The organism is Yersinia mollaretii ATCC 43969 (assembly GCF_013282725.1).
Lineage (GTDB): Bacteria > Pseudomonadota > Gammaproteobacteria > Enterobacterales > Enterobacteriaceae > Yersinia > Yersinia mollaretii.
In genome coordinates, this window is sequence record NZ_CP054043.1 from 232,293 (window position 1) to 247,713 (window position 15,421).

Here is a 15,421-nt window from a genome sequence, read left to right on the forward strand (position 1 = left end):
TCAAAATAATTAAAGGAGAATGAGGGGAGTTATCCCCTCAATAATTTTATCCCAAAGATTTCAGCAAATCTTTACGTTGTTGCTCCAGTGAGGTAACTCGGCCACACACCTCATGACCAAATTGCTGGAAGTCCTGTTCTTGGTTATTCCATTCGTTCTGGATAGCCTGCTGTAATCCACCTAAATTGCCCATAATGGCCTGCAACGGATTATTTCCCGCACCACTGGTTGCTTGCTTGACGCCCATCTCGTTCAGGCTATCTTGCAAGACACCCCCCATACTTTGTTGTACTAGTTGACGGCCATCTTTCTCAACTTGATCAATAGCCTGATGGTGGAAGGTTAAGCCATCACTTCGTTTTTCAATAATACGGCTCATCTGCTGCTTTAGTTGATCATTGAGGGTTGTCAGGCGATTACGCACATTGCTGTTACTGCCTAACTCTTTAACAATCACTTTATCTAAAGAGACTCGTGCTTTCTCCAGACGTTGCTGCGCGCCCTGATCTATCCAAGGTAAATCTTTACGCAAGGCCGTTTGATAGCGGAATGCCTGTTGGCGCTGCGCATCGGTCAGCACTAATGTTTTGCCATTACGAATAACATCCCCATCTGGGGAAATCTGCAAATTACCGCTGACCCCAACGATCTGTACCGATTGCGGGCTGATAATCACATCATCCTGTGGCTTTACGCTGCATTGGTATTCAGCTTGTACCTGCCCGGCTGTCAGCATCAATATTGCCAGACCTACCGTTCGTAATGCTTTCATTTTATGTAACATAAGACTCCTGAAAACTATCTAAAAAATGGAGCGGCCAATCCGCTGTGCCAGTAGTTCTAAGGCAGCGGTTCCGGCAAGAGAGTTCCCTGCGCGATCTAATTCAGGTGACCAAACAGCAATACACAATTCATCCGGCACAATGGCAACAATGCCACCACCCACCCCAGATTTTCCCGGCATACCGACACGGAAAGCAAATTCACCGGCCCCATCATACATGCCACTGGTAATCATCAGGGCGTTGATTTGTCGCGTCTGCATAGGTGTAATCAATGGATCATGCCCACCGATATTGTGCCCCTGATTCGCCAGATAGACAAAACAGCGGGCCAGTTCGGTACAACTCAAGCGCATGGCGCAGTAGTGGAAATAGGTCTGCAGTACTGTCAGAACATCATTTTCGAAATTACCAAAAGACTTCATCAGATAAGCAATGGCCGCGTTACGATCTGAATGCTCAAATTCCGAACGTGCGACTCGCGAATCATAGCTGATGCTATCGTCGCTCACCAGTTGGCGCACCACTTCCAACATTCGTTGCTTCGGTGCACTCAGACGGCTTTGCAACATATCGCAAACCACCAGCGCCCCCGGATTAATAAAAGGATTGCGCGGTTTGCCCTTTTCTAACTCTAACTGAACCAGAGAGTTAAATGGCTGGCCGGATGGCTCTTTACCCACCCGTTGCCATATTTCTTGTTCACCATAACGGGATAATGCCAGCGTAAGACTTAATACTTTCGAAATTGATTGGATTGAGAATCGCTCATTGGCATCCCCAGCCTGAAATATCTTTCCATCCACTGTACAGACGGCAATGCCGAGTTTATCAGCCGAGACCTCAGCCAACGCGGGAATATAATCAGCCACCTTCCCCTGACCAATTAGCGGACGAACCTGCTGCAATATATCCGCTAGCAGAGCATTATCTAAAACTGTCGCCTTCTCAAAAACCTTTGCCAACACGATGCTCCCAATAAAACCCCGATAACAGCTTCAGTTAATTACCGCTGATAAAAACAAAGGCGCCTGCTTAGGCGCCCTTATTCATTATCTGCCGTTAAACCGGAAGATCAATCCCACCAGATATCAAACAGCTCACTGGTTTCTACATTTTTCAACTTACGGGCTTCCAGCCATTTAGTGACCAATGCGCGATGCTCATCAGTACAGTGGCCGATCTCTTGCAGGCAAATAAGACCTTCCCACTGCAAATAGCCACTGCCATCAAATGCCAAGCCGTTTGCTTCAATAACTTCATCGATAAAGGCATCGACGGTTTCATCAATGACATCAACACCGGTACCTTCAGGGAAGGTCCACTTTACCGAAAAACCTAATTCCTGAAACTCGGCGATATGCATTTTCTTACGTAAGCGACGACTACGATTGTTAGCCATTATTCTTTCCTCTCAAACATCAGATCCCAAACGCCATGTCCCAGGCGTTGGCCACGTAATTCAAATTTTGTCAGCGGACGCGAGTCCGGACGAGGTACATAATCATTTTGTTCTGAAAGGTTGCGGAATCCGTTCACACCTGACATCACTTCCAGCATATGTTCCGCATAATGTTGCCAGTCGGTGGCCATATGGAACACGCCCCCCACTTTTAATTTGCTTCTCACCAGTTCGACAAAAGGTGTCTGGACAATACGGCGCTTATTATGACGCGCTTTGTGCCATGGGTCAGGGAAAAACAGCTGAACCATATCCAGTGAAGCATCTGGAATCATATTTTCCAGCACTTCAACAGCATCATGACACATGATCCGCAGATTACTCAGGCCCGCTTCGTGAGCGGAGCCAAGGCATGCCCCCACCCCCGGTGAGTGAACTTCTATCCCCAGAAAATTCTGCTGCGGATTGCTGGCCGCCATAGCCACCAGCGAAGTGCCCATACCGAAACCAATTTCCAATACCACTGGTGCTTCGCGACCAAAGAGGGCGTTTAAGTCAATCGGCGTTGCTTGATATTCCACGCCCATCACCGGCCAGTAGCTATCCAGCGCCAGTTGTTGGCCCTTGGTTAGGCGGCCCTGACGGCGGACAAAACTACGAATTCGGCGCATGGCACGGCCGTTTTCATCAAATTCCGGGGATATGACGTCATTTATCATGGTGCTTTCTGTCTATTGGTTACGTATATGAATGCGCATTATGCAAAGATACGCCAGTTTATCAACTATGGACGTCATAAGTACAAAATTAAGCAGTAAATAACGTCTATATGCACAATTACATCAGTGATTCGGGCGAGTGAGTGCAGCTAACACCACTGTAGCTTCAAGTACGAAGGGATTCCCCCAAAGTTATTGGAGCTACAGCAAGGCAGCCAACGAATAAGTCCCGATGAGCTGACTCAAGTCAGTGATTCGGGCGAGTGAGTGCAGCTAACACCACTGTAGCTTCAAGTACGAAGATATTCCCCCAAAGTAATTGGAGTGACAGCAAGGCAGCCAACGAATAAGTCCCGATGAGCTGACTCAAGTCAGTGATTCGGGCGAGTGAGTGCAGCTAACACCACTGTAGCTTCAAGTACGAAGGGGGTTTACAGCGCCGGAACTCTATGCTGCAATCCAGCCCTATTTATCTGCCGAATATCGATACCTGCTTATGATGCAAGCGCAACAATTCGCGCACGCGGTACTTGATTGGTACCAACGCTTTGGCCGTAAGACACTGCCGTGGCAATTGGATAAAACACCTTATCAAGTGTGGTTGTCAGAAGTGATGTTGCAACAAACTCAGGTTGCGACGGTCATTCCCTATTTCCAACGCTTTATGCTGCGCTTCCCTGATATCCGTGCTCTGGCAGCGGCACCACTGGATGAAGTTCTGCATTTATGGACAGGGCTGGGCTACTACGCCCGCGCCAGAAATCTACATAAAGCAGCCCAAACCGTGGTTGAACGCCATCAGGGCGAGTTTCCTACTACTTTTGACGAGATCCTTGCACTGCCGGGTATTGGTCGCTCAACAGCCGGGGCAATATTGTCGCTCGCTTTAGGACAACATTTTCCTATTTTGGATGGCAACGTGAAACGCGTGCTAGCTCGCTGTTATGCTGTTGAGGGATGGCCCGGTAAAAAGGAGGTCGAAAGTCGGCTGTGGCAAATCAGTGAAGAAGTGACACCCGCTAAAGGTGTTGGCCAGTTTAATCAGGCCATGATGGATTTAGGTGCCATAGTTTGTACCCGCTCTAAGCCAAAGTGCGAGCTTTGCCCACTGAATACCGGCTGCATGGCTTATGCTAACCACAGTTGGGCACGATACCCTGGTAAAAAACCGAAACAAACTATACCGGAAAAAACTGCCTATTTTCTTTTGATGCAAAACGACACTCAAGCATGGCTTGAACAGCGCCCCCCCGTGGGTCTATGGGGCGGGTTATTTTGCTTCCCGCAATTTGCTGAACAAGAAGAACTTGAACGCTGGTTGCAGCAACAGGGGATTTCAGCCAACGGCTTGCAGCAACTGACCGCCTTTCGTCATACCTTCAGCCACTTCCATCTGGACATTGTTCCGATGTGGCTGAATGTGGGATCAGTCCGTGGATGCATGGATGATGGTGCAGGTCTCTGGTATAACTTAGCACAGCCACCTTCGGTAGGACTGGCCGCCCCAGTTGAGCGCTTATTGCATATGTTGGCAAAAACAGCGTTAGCAAAACAATAACGGGCAACACTACCGTCTACCCAAACGGCTTTATTTGACGATTGTCATAGAAGAGGATTTAGCATGAGCAGAACGATTTTTTGCACGTTTTTAAAGAAGGATGCTGAGGGGCAGGATTTTCAGCTGTATCCGGGTGAAATAGGCAAACGCATTTATAACGAAATCTCAAAAGAAGCCTGGTCACAATGGATTGCCAAACAAACTATGTTAATCAATGAGAAAAAACTCAGCATGATGAATGTGGCAGACCGTAAATTGCTGGAGCAGGAGATGGTCAACTTCTTGTTCGAGGGGCAGGACGTTCATATTGAAGGTTATACTCCACCGAGTAAATAACCACAGGGGGCCAGCGCTGGCCCCTTGTTATTCCTCATCAAGATATGGCTTGTAAGATGAAGAAAATTTTAGCTTTGCTGGTAATTGCACCATTGTTAGTGTCTTGCTCAGGCAATAAAAATCAGGCAGATAGCGAAGCCTTTGTCAAAGACACGAACGGTTTTGAGATTTTAATGGGCCAATTTGCCCACGATATTGAAAATATTTGGGGATTAAAAGAAGTCTTAATCGCGGGTCCGAAAGATTACGTTAAGTATACGGATCAATATAAAACCCGCAGCCATATCAATTTCGATGCCGGTACGATTACGGTTGAAACAATTGCCACGACCGATCCGGCGGCTCACTTACGTCAGGCGATCATCACGACATTATTAATGGGCGATGATCCAGGTTCGATCGATCTCTATTCTGATGCTAACGATATCCAGATAAGCAAAGAACCTTTCCTTTATGGGCAGGTGCTCGATAATAATGGCGAACCGATTCGCTGGGAGTGGCGGGCGGCCCATTTTGCTGATTATTTACTGCAAACTCGAATGCAAAAACGCACCTCTGGCTTGCATGTTATCTGGTCGGTAACCTTGCAATTAGTGCCTAACCATCTGGATAAGCGTGCTCATAAATATCTGCCACTAGTGCGACAATCAGCTGAGCGATATGGTGTCGAAGAGTCATTGATTCTGGCGATCATGCAGACAGAGTCGAGCTTCAACCCGTATGCCGTCAGCGGCTCTGATGCGCTGGGCCTGATGCAAGTCGTTCAGCATACTGCCGGGCGAGATGTATTTAAGTTAAAAGGCAAAGGTGGTCAGCCAAGCCGTAGCTATCTATTTGATCCAGCCAATAACATTGATGCAGGCACGGCATACTTGTCAATTCTGCAAAATACTTATTTAGGTGGCATTCAAAATACAACCTCACGGCGTTATGCCGTTATTACCTCTTATAATGGCGGTGCAGGTAGCGTATTACGCGTGTTCCACAGTGATAAGAACCAAGCGGTGAATATCATCAACAATATGGCACCGGGTGATGTATTCCAGACGCTAACCACTAAGCACCCATCCGGTGAATCCCGCCGTTATCTGGTGAAAGTTAATAGCGCACAGAAGAGCTACCGCCGCTATTAATTGAGTGGCGCTTAGTCAGTAAAACTTTGATGGCACAGTTCCCTGTGCCATCAGATTACTTATCGGTTGTCGGTTTGCTGCCATTACTGAGTCACGACGTAACCAAAGATACGACGCCACTCTACATCACCTTTTTCGATATAAACGCCCTGCAATTCTGGAGAAAAGCCCGGCAATAAATTAATGCCCTCTTCCAACGCCAAGAAATAACGCTGAACCGCCCCTCCCCATACTTCACCCGGCACCACGCACAATACACCCGGCGGATAAGGCAATGCACCTTCCGCAGCAATACGCCCTTCCGCTTCAGCAATAGGAATCAACTCAATATTATCGCGGATAAACTGGATATTGGCATCTTGCGGGTTCATGATTACCTGCGGAAAACCCGTCTTGCGGAACATCTCTTTTTGCAACTGTTTAACATCAAAACTGACATACAAGTCATGCATTTCTTGGCATAACTGGCGCAAAGAGTAGCCGCGATAGCGCTCTTCATTCTTGCGATATATCGTCGGGAGCACATCACAAAGCAGTGCATCTTGCTCAACGTAGCGTTCAAACTGTGTCAACATATCGACCAGATGTGCCATTTTTGCTGGATTTTCTGCTGGCGTTAGCAAAAACAGGATCGAATTCAGATCGCACTTTTCCGGCACAATGCCGTTTTCACGTAAGAAGGTCGCCAATATCGCGGCTGGAACACCAAATTCTGTATATTGACCCGTGCTGGCATCAATTCCTGGTGTCGTCAGTAATAACTTACAAGGATCAACCAAATACTGATCTTGGTTATACCCTTCAAAACCATGCCAACGTTCATTAGGCACAAAATTAAAGAAACGCGCGTCATTGGCAATGATCTGAGTATCATAATCTTGCCAATTTTTACCGCCGACAGTTGGGGGAATAAAAGGCCGTAACATTGAGCAGCGCTCTAATAGTGATTTGCGGGTTTCGATACCCAGCTTGACGCAATCCATCCACATACGGCGGCCGCTGTCACCAGAATGTATTTTAGCATTAACATCCAGTGCTGCGAATAATGGATAGAACGGGCTGGTCGAAGCATGCAACATAAATGCATTATTAAAACGTTTATGATTGCAGTGTCGTTTTTGCCCTTTGATATGGTTATCTTTTTTATGCACCTGCGAGGTCTGGGAAAAACCAGCCTGCTGTTTGTGCACTGATTGAGTCACAATAATCCCAGGATCGTTTTCGTTTAATTCCAGTAACAATGGAGAGAAATCCTTCATCATCGGAATAAATTGCTCGTAACCGACCCATGCGGAATCAAACAAAATGTAATCACATAAATGACCAATATTATCAATTACCTGACGTGCATTATAGACAGTGCCATCATAAGTACCCAACTGAATGATAGCCAATCTAAATGGCCGTGCCTCTTCCGCTCGGTCAGGCGCGACTTCACGCAACTGCTGGCGTAAATAGCGCTCATCAAAACAGTGGGCATCAATGCCACCAATAAAACCGAATGGATTGCGGGCCGTCTCTAAATAGATGGGGGTCGCCCCAGCTTGGATCAGTGCGCCATGGTGGTTAGATTTATGATTATTGCGATCGAACAAGACTAAATCACCACGGGTTAATAAGGCGTTAGTGACCACCTTATTCGCAGCCGACGTGCCATTCAGTACAAAATAGGTTTTATCTGCATTAAAGACCTTAGCCGCATATTTTTGAGCATCTTTGGCCGCACCTTCATGGATAAGTAAGTCGCCCAATTTAACATCGGCATTGCACATATCCGAACGGAAAATTGTCTCACCATAGAACTCAAAAAACTGGCGACCCGCTGGATGCTTACGGAAAAACTCTCCCCCCTGATGTCCTGGGCAAGCAAACGTTGAGTTATTCATCTCAACATATTTTTTTAGCGTTGAGAAAAAAGGCGGCAACAGATTCTTTTGATATTCACTGGCAGCAGCTTCCACCTGAGCATTGTAAAAACCCTTATTGGCCTCACCCAGCGTGATGACACCTTTAATAAGAGGCAAATAATCTGCAGAAACCGTCTGTTCTGACATCACAGCAATAAAAGTCGGAATAGCAAAACCAAGATCATGCAGCCTTGACAATATACCGGCATTCGCGTCTTCAACCGACATCACCACGGCGGCAACATCCGTAAAATCAGTCTGATTGAGGTACACCACACCGCGCTGAGTTTCTATATAAGAAGCTAGACGGGCGCTTGTTGCTATTTTTAATAGTGTCATATCACTTACTCTCAAACGGTCAGGTATGAGGCTGCCACTTAGGCATATAGGTGACATTGCATAGCGTTGAGTACTAATGCAATGCCGGCAAATTGATGTCTTTACGGACGCACTTTTCCCCGACGGAAATGTAAGCCTGAGTGATAGGTGAGCTGGTTTCAGCACCGACCAGTAAACATCAGTAAAATCAGAGCCTTTGCTCTATTTTTAATAATGCCTAACAGTGGGCAACAGATAGCCTTACCGCATGAGAGGAATAAGGGACTTAGCAGAGGTAAAACAGAAAAGAGTGCGCATAAGGCGCTCAATATGCATTGGGGAGTGTAATACCGTCATGACCGCCTCCTGTTTGAATTCTCAAAATAATATGGACTATAAGCATGAATACTAATGCTAAAATTTGCGCAATAGTTGCATGTTTTATCCATCGGGGCAACCCTTGATAGCCAATAAAAATGCATATTTAGTGAATATCTAAGCTATTGTTATTTAACGAGCCAAATAATAAAAAATCGATAAATCAATCAGATAAAACACTTTGCTATGATACTAAAATCGAGGAGTTTTATACGTTTCTCACTATTTTGAGTGAAAATAGAGCAACTGATCGCCTTTATATCAGAAACTCATTGACGATTTGGCACCAATACGGTTTAATGCGCCCCGTTGCCCGGATAGCTCAGTCGGTAGAGCAGGGGATTGAAAATCCCCGTGTCCTTGGTTCGATTCCGAGTCCGGGCACCACCTTATTATCAATGGACGTCAACTGACGTCCATTTTTGCATTTAAAATCCTGCTGTTACTGCTATCATCCCCCTACTCCATATCAACTGAATTCAACCTGATTCTACCTACATCAAGTTACACCTGTGGGCACAAATGAGGGTACAGTCCAGTTCGATAATTATTATACCCACAAAATCTCTTCCGGAGGCCATCCATGGCACTCACCGATGTGAAAGTCCGGTCAGCAAAAACCGAAGATAAACCTTACAAACTGACTGACAGCGATGGCATGCATTTGCTGGTTCATCCCAATGGGTCAAAATATTGGCGGCTACGTTATCGCTATCTCGGCAAAGAAAATACCCTGGCATTGGGCGTCTACCCAACCCTCTCCCTTTCAGAGGCGCGGGTTAAACGCGACGCAGCGCGCAAATTGATTGCCGAGGGCTCCGACCCCAGTGAGGTCAAGCGGGCGAAAAAAGCTTTACCCGATACCACTCAAACATTCGAAGTTATTGCCCGGCGCTGGCATGCTGCTAATAAGCAATGGTCTGAGCAACATAGCGCAAAGGTGCTCAAAAATCTGGAAATGTATCTGTTTCCTGTGAACGGTACTCGCGATATCGCTTCACTCAGGACACCCGACCTGCTCATCCCTATTCGGGTAGCCGAAAATGCAGGATTTCTTGAAGTGTCTGCCCGTCTACTGCAACGCACCACCGCCATCATGCGTTATGCCGTCCAGTGTGGGATCATTGATTATAATCCGGCTCAGGATATGGTTGGGGCTCTTACCACGGTTAAACGCGTTCACCGGCCTGCCCTCGAACTTAATCGCATCCCAGAGCTGCTTTCGCGTATTGAGGGTTATAAGGGTCAACCTCTTACTCGCCTGGCCGTGATGCTTAATCTGTTCGTTTTTATTCGTTCCAGTGAACTTCGTTATGCACGCTGGAGTGAAATCGATACAGAAAGAGCACTTTGGACCATCCCGGCTGAAAGAGAACCTATCCCCGGCGTTAAATTCTCACACCGAGGTTCAAAGATGCGCACCACGCATCTGGTCCCACTCAGCCAGCAATCGTTAGCTATGCTGGAAGAACTTCGCCTTTCTGGTGGTGAGAGTGGTCTGATATTTCCCGGTGATCATGATCCTCGTAAGCCCATCAGTGAAAACACCATCAACAAGGCATTACGTTTGATGGGGTATTAGACCAAGACGGAAGTATGTGGACATGGTTTCCGAGCGATGGCCTGCAGTGCATTGATTGAGTCTGGTTTGTGGTCACGGGATGCGGTGGAGCGGCAAATGAGCCACCAGGAGCGTAACGGTGTTCGGGCAGCGTACATTCACAAAGCCGAGTTTCTGGATGAGCGCAGACTGATGCTTCAATGGTGGGCTGATTTTCTGGATACAAATCGGGAGAAGGTAGTTAGTCCGTTTGATTTTGCAAAACAGTATGTTCCTAAGTAATAAAACTCCGGCTTGCGTATGCAGATAAAAACAGTATCCGGTGAACCACCTTGCGTGTATGGAGAACGGTGGAAACAAGCTATCTCAGTGTCCTGATTTTGTAATCCACTACAGAATACACAGGATGATGTGATTATTAATCTGGTGATGGGGTCGATATTTCTGGTGCTACCTACGCTCTGGCTGGTGGCGATGACGTAGGCTGGAGTGAGGGTTGGCGTGGCGGTGAATGGTGCTCTGGCGAGGGGGAAGGCTGGGGGGATGATTGGAAAATCATAAAGCTATCATGCCCTTCTCTTAATAAGTTATATTTTCCTGAAAATAGCAGAAAAGGAAAATTTTTATTGCAGCGCTAATTATTTTTATTTTATTCATCATCCCAATATCTAGTTTAATAAAATATAAAAAATGATAAGTAAATCGACCCTTATCATCTTTTCGAAAAATAGTTAATCAATAACGCCAAGCCGCGTTAGAATATTCACGTCCACCTTCGACATCTGAAGCTGCATCGGCTAGTAATTCACGACCTTTACTATCAGAAGCTAAGCCAACATAACTCTCTACAGACCATCTATTGCGAACATACGCTTTTGCAATAGCTAAACGGAAACGATAACCTAAATCCCAACTACGTAGCCAACCAACATCTGGTAATTGAGGAAGAAGCATATTACGAGCTTTTTGTGATAACTCAGACTTCAATATTTTATGATGTATATTTTCATATAACTTTTCAATTATATGAAGTCCTTTATCACCACCTGACTTTATAGCAAGGAGAATAAAAAAACAATCAAGCATATCTGCTTCTGGTTCATCAAGATCGTTAGTAATAGCTATTAAAGAGTTATACCAAGGTTCTAAACCTTCGACAATCACAGCATTCGACAGCCAACCAAGCGCATCTGCAATATTAAAAAGCAAGCTTGAATGAGTTATATGTCTAATTACCTCATCTTTAAGGATATAATCATATTGTGATAAGAACTCTTCCTTCCAAATATTTGGTACTATTTTCTTTGTATTTAGTCTTTGAACAACTTGTGCAACAGCGATACTCGGAAAATTATCAAACACCATACTGGCGATATTTTTATCATCACGCGCAACTAAGTCGTTTATGAAATGTATAAGTCCTTTAGTACTGGAAGGAACCAAAGGAAGCAATTTTATCATATCGATATCATCTAATATATATCTATTCGCGAGTAAAAACTCAGGATTTCGTTCAGTTACAATTTCACGAGCAATTGGATGAGCATAACTAAGCGTCCAAAAATCAGATGATTGAATAGTCTCTATCAAACTTTCAAAAATGAGTTTCCCACTATTAGAATTCGATCGTGATGATAAAATAAAAAGATCTAAAACAGACTCTGATTCTTGTGGCCAAAAATCAATTAAATTATCGACCCCAACCATTGTGATTGCTGGGAATATCATTTCCATTTTATTATTGTTCAACAGAATATTACTGACCAACATCATTTGCTCATGGCCAGCAAATATACCATCAACTAAATCTTGTTTTAAATGTTTCGCATCATTTAAAGTCGGAAATGATTCAGAAATAATATCAGTGATGCGCTGAATGGCTCCCACTTGAGATTTATGACCAAGCGAATGAACTTCAGTCAATGGTCTAAATGATCCTCGTTGCTTACGAACATCTCGCCCATATACCCACAGGAAAGTACGTAATGAAGTTTTACCGTCACTTTGCACATCGGTTAGCGCATCATTTAACCAACCAGAAGAGGTGTTCTCAATTACAGAGTTATTAGATTCCTCTTGTGCAAAGATAGCAATAATATCAAAACGAGCAGAGCCTGTTGATCTTGGCATTCGGGAAACGGCTGTCTGGAATCGAAAATTACGCCTAAGCCTAGGCCATTGCTGTGACCAAACAGCAAATAATGGCTTATCAAGCCGATCTGAAGAAAGGACCTCAATGTTTGTACTTATTCTTCCATACAATGAGTCAATCAATTTCTTCGCAATTGTAATATCTAATAATCTCTGAGAGGGATTTTTTTTAATTAAACCAACCTCCAGAGGTTGTCTGTAATAATCTATATCTAAAGAAGCATCAGGGCGACAAATAACCTCCTGTAATATAGACAAATCCTCTATAGATTCCAACATAGTTGGCTCTAGCAATAAAGCATGAGTCCAAACACACCCTGGTCTTGGCATCTCTGGAGCAGGCCATGTATACATTAAGACATAACGCCCAATCGAAGGCGCGGGTAAACCAGTCCAGTAGCCCTGTGAACTTCCGAAAACAACACCCGGAGCAAGATCACTTAGCTCTGTAAGGTATGCATTTTCTTCACCGAGAGGTAATGACGAGGCTATTAATCTATGACCATCATCATAACCAAATAAACAATGATCTAGTTTCATTTACCCGCCGACATAAGCCATATAAGTGGTTCGGTCAAATCATTTCCTTCACTTTCCAGACCAACTATTTTAATTCTTCGACTTGCTAGCAAATTGGCTACCTCATCAACCGCTGAATCATCATTAAGGTTAACCCCTTGAGCAGAAACTCCATAAATCTGATGCTCAAAGTAATCCTTATTAGCCTTCAGGAATTGAGCTACAAGTGGCATATTCACTTCTAACCAGTCGTAAGGTGTTACTCCAGAGTGATGAACTAAATCCCATGCAGAGATTAATAACGCTATTCGCCGCAATCGTGGCTCAAAAGGTGGCCGGATAATATCACTAAGCAGTTGCACAATTTTAACTTGTGCTGGCAATAACTTAGGTTCCCATTCAGTTATTCTCGTTTCAGCCGGAGAATCATTTAAGCTTTCATCTATCTCGCTATCACTAGGCAATCTTGCATTGAGTTCAGTAACTGAAATAAAATCTTCCCTGACATCTGAACTAATAAAGAATAAAATCCCATCATCCTCGGAAAAACCTTTCATGAAATCTTTTCGGAAAGTTCTATCTTCAACCTGACGATCAAAAGTCTCTCCAGCTAGATCAGGGAAAAATGCAGTTCCTTTCTCATCTGTTTCGCGATTTCGCAAATGGATTGCTACGTTCATATCCCCGATTTGAGACGTTCTCGGTACAGGCTCAAAATTTCGCCATGCTTCAGCTATGCGATTAAGGTAAGTAAGATTTCCATCATAAGCATCTAATTCTAAACGACAAGTGGTCTCATTTGACTCAACTAAATGCCAAAGTGCGGCTAAAAAGGTTGTCTTGCCTGATGCTGGCAATCCCATGATTATGAAATTTGAATTCACTGAACGATTCTCCTTAGCAACAGTTTATCAAATTCATCTGTCAACTCCGGAATACTCAGATTACGAATATCTTCAGGAGGTTTCGCTTTCAACCAAGTTCTCAAAAGAGGAGCTAACCCTTGTGCTGGTTCTGAATGAGGATGTAGCGCACGAGCAGCCGTATGAAATACTTCGATATTAAACTTTCCAGACAACATGGATTCAATAGATTGTTCAAATGTAGCTAAAGCATCTCGAGCTTCAGTTTTATCAACACCATCAAGCAAATCAAATTTCGTAACAACTAACTGAATTTGCGCATGAGCTGCGATATTCCCCGAGTTGGCTACTACACGAACGATATTCCTTACAGAAGCAAAAACCTCTGCTCGTTTTCGAGGTGCAGCTACACGTTCACCATCGACGATAAAAGCAATAGTTGTTGCCTTACAAATCTCTACCATATCTACAGCACGATCAGGGCGATCTCGGATTTTCCGATAAACTTCCCCAGCCCGTTCTGAAATAAGAAGGTCATGACGTAAAAGATCTGTCTCATCTGACAATGCCAAATGAAAGAAACGTAGGCCATCTTGAGCTGATGTCCTATCTGTGTCTGGATAGGACTTTCCTGACTCAGCCCGAGAATGGAAACTTTTTCTTTCAAATCCCATTAAAGTCAGACTGTGACAAAAATATGTATGAATAGACCCTAGTTTCTTAGACGGTTCCGTGCCTCATAAACCAGGCACTTTCATAAACTGCAGGGGCTTGATCTTCACAGGCACTGTGACGACGTTTAGCATTATAAAACATTTCTACATAATCGAAGATATCCACCTTAGCTTCTTCTCTATTTTTATACATCCGTTTCTTGATTCGTTCTCGTTTCAGCAACTGGAAAAACTTTCTGCCACCGCGTTATCATGGCAATTATCGGCCTGCGCCCCCAGATCGCCTCCCCACAACAGCACGGTGCCACTGTCTTCCTGCCAGTATTGCGACGTCAGGCCGGGGGGGAACTGTTCAACATCCGCCGCACTGCCGGTGAGCAGAAGAATACGCAATTTGCGGGGCCAGAAGAAACCATAGCGAGTCCGGAGAGTCTGTTGCAGTTCACGGATCCAGGCACTGCTAACAGCCTGATGTTTTAGCTGTACTTTCTGAACAGCAACATTCTTTTGCTCATTATCTACTTTCCGAAAGAATCTCAGCCTAGAACCTACAGCAATTAATGAACGCCGACTGGCAAGCGCCAGGGAGAGAAAAAGGGAACTGACAGGATGGCTCCGCCAACCAGTAACTTATCTTTCGCGGAGCCCCACCCCAACTCATCCCCCCAAAAATAAAAAAGAAAAAACAAAAAACAAAAAACACACCAGAAAATTTAATAATAAAAGTTTTCATTTTATAGCCCACCCTTATCATCGGCGGCTAAAGTGAGAAAATAGGACACGATTAAAAAATTATGGTATTTATTTATAAGCAAGTAACGCCCTAGTTCAAGAAACTCCTTCACGTACTTAATCTGTAAAACCTCAGTTACCGGCTCACATAAACATAGGTAATCAGCAGTATTAATATAATTAAATGACATCAATGCACTCTCAGACATGAAATCAGACGTTTTTATCACAATGTCATTTTTTCTTTGTCACTTAGACCAGAACATAAAACACCTGACAACTGATTATCGCAGGACACTTCGCCCCAAATAATTGATTTGTCTACACCACCCACCCAATTTCAGGTCGATAGAGAGAGTCAAAGGATAATCCTTTATTTTCAATGCTC

General features: G+C 44.5%; 11 protein-coding genes, 1 tRNA gene and 3 pseudogenes. 6 read left to right on the forward strand and 9 right to left on the reverse strand.

From position 1 onward, the window contains the following. Positions 1-46 precede the first annotated feature (46 nt). The 4 genes from HRD69_RS01030 to trmB form a co-directional block, all read right to left on the reverse strand. Complete coding sequence (locus HRD69_RS01030; RefSeq protein WP_004876897.1) at positions 47-784, reverse strand: YggN family protein; 738 nt, start codon at positions 782-784, stop codon at positions 47-49. A gap of 18 nt (positions 785-802) precedes the next feature. Beyond that, positions 803-1,750 carry a glutaminase B gene (glsB, locus tag HRD69_RS01035; RefSeq protein ID WP_004876896.1) on the reverse strand — a complete coding sequence of 316 codons (948 nt, stop codon included), beginning with the start codon at positions 1,748-1,750 and terminating at the stop codon, positions 803-805. Positions 1,751-1,857: 107 nt separating this feature from the next. After that, positions 1,858-2,184: a YggL family protein gene (locus tag HRD69_RS01040; protein WP_032815284.1), complete on the reverse strand. Its 327-nt coding sequence runs from the start codon at positions 2,182-2,184 to the stop codon at positions 1,858-1,860. Then, positions 2,184-2,903, reverse strand: a complete 720-nt coding sequence (gene trmB, locus HRD69_RS01045; RefSeq protein WP_004876894.1) for a tRNA (guanosine(46)-N7)-methyltransferase TrmB — start codon at positions 2,901-2,903, stop codon at positions 2,184-2,186. Before trmB ends, HRD69_RS01040 begins: the two co-directional genes overlap by 1 nt. 496 nt (positions 2,904-3,399) lie before the next feature. Between trmB and mutY the strand changes: the two genes are divergently transcribed. The 3 genes from mutY (at position 3,400) to mltC (ending at position 5,930) form a co-directional block, all read left to right on the forward strand. Beyond that, the gene (mutY, locus tag HRD69_RS01050) at positions 3,400-4,461 is read left to right on the forward strand and encodes an A/G-specific adenine glycosylase (protein WP_004876893.1); all 1,062 of its coding nucleotides are present in this window, start codon (positions 3,400-3,402) and stop codon (positions 4,459-4,461) included. A gap of 63 nt (positions 4,462-4,524) precedes the next feature. Next, positions 4,525-4,797 (forward strand): oxidative damage protection protein, encoded by a 273-nt coding sequence (locus tag HRD69_RS01055; RefSeq protein WP_004876892.1) that lies wholly within the window; start codon positions 4,525-4,527, stop codon positions 4,795-4,797. 56 nt (positions 4,798-4,853) lie between these two features. After that, positions 4,854-5,930 carry a membrane-bound lytic murein transglycosylase MltC gene (gene mltC / locus HRD69_RS01060; protein WP_004876891.1) on the forward strand — a complete coding sequence of 359 codons (1,077 nt, stop codon included), beginning with the start codon at positions 4,854-4,856 and terminating at the stop codon, positions 5,928-5,930. An 83-nt stretch (positions 5,931-6,013) separates the two neighbouring features. Here mltC and speF read toward each other — a convergent pair whose 3' ends face one another. Beyond that, positions 6,014-8,176, reverse strand: coding sequence for an ornithine decarboxylase SpeF (speF, locus tag HRD69_RS01065; protein WP_004876890.1), 2,163 nt, complete (start codon positions 8,174-8,176; stop codon positions 6,014-6,016). Between the two features lie 668 nt (positions 8,177-8,844). Between speF and HRD69_RS01070 the strand changes: the two genes are divergently transcribed. From HRD69_RS01070 to HRD69_RS20750, 3 genes and pseudogenes are all read left to right on the forward strand, one after another. Beyond that, a tRNA-Phe gene (locus HRD69_RS01070) sits at positions 8,845-8,920 on the forward strand. A gap of 196 nt (positions 8,921-9,116) precedes the next feature. Continuing rightward, positions 9,117-10,376: pseudogene (locus tag HRD69_RS01075) on the forward strand (tyrosine-type recombinase/integrase). A gap of 108 nt (positions 10,377-10,484) precedes the next feature. Further along, positions 10,485-10,655: pseudogene (locus HRD69_RS20750) on the forward strand (conjugal transfer protein TraG N-terminal domain-containing protein); the annotation flags it as partial. 174 nt (positions 10,656-10,829) lie between these two features. Here the strand turns inward: HRD69_RS20750 and HRD69_RS01080 are convergent. The 4 genes and pseudogenes from HRD69_RS01080 to HRD69_RS01095 form a co-directional block, all read right to left on the reverse strand. Beyond that, positions 10,830-12,785 (reverse strand): GAP1-N1 domain-containing protein, encoded by a 1,956-nt coding sequence (locus HRD69_RS01080; RefSeq protein ID WP_152412113.1) that lies wholly within the window; start codon positions 12,783-12,785, stop codon positions 10,830-10,832. Beyond that, complete coding sequence (locus tag HRD69_RS01085) at positions 12,782-13,648, reverse strand: TRAFAC clade GTPase domain-containing protein (RefSeq protein WP_032815282.1); 867 nt, start codon at positions 13,646-13,648, stop codon at positions 12,782-12,784. Before HRD69_RS01085 ends, HRD69_RS01080 begins: the two co-directional genes overlap by 4 nt. Continuing rightward, the gene (locus HRD69_RS01090) at positions 13,645-14,301 is read right to left on the reverse strand and encodes a TRAFAC clade GTPase domain-containing protein (RefSeq protein ID WP_004876885.1); all 657 of its coding nucleotides are present in this window, start codon (positions 14,299-14,301) and stop codon (positions 13,645-13,647) included. The genes HRD69_RS01085 and HRD69_RS01090 overlap by 4 nt, the downstream gene beginning before the upstream one ends. A gap of 46 nt (positions 14,302-14,347) precedes the next feature. Beyond that, positions 14,348-14,562 (reverse strand): annotated as a pseudogene (locus tag HRD69_RS01095) (IS3 family transposase); the annotation flags it as partial. Positions 14,563-15,421 lie beyond the last annotated feature (859 nt).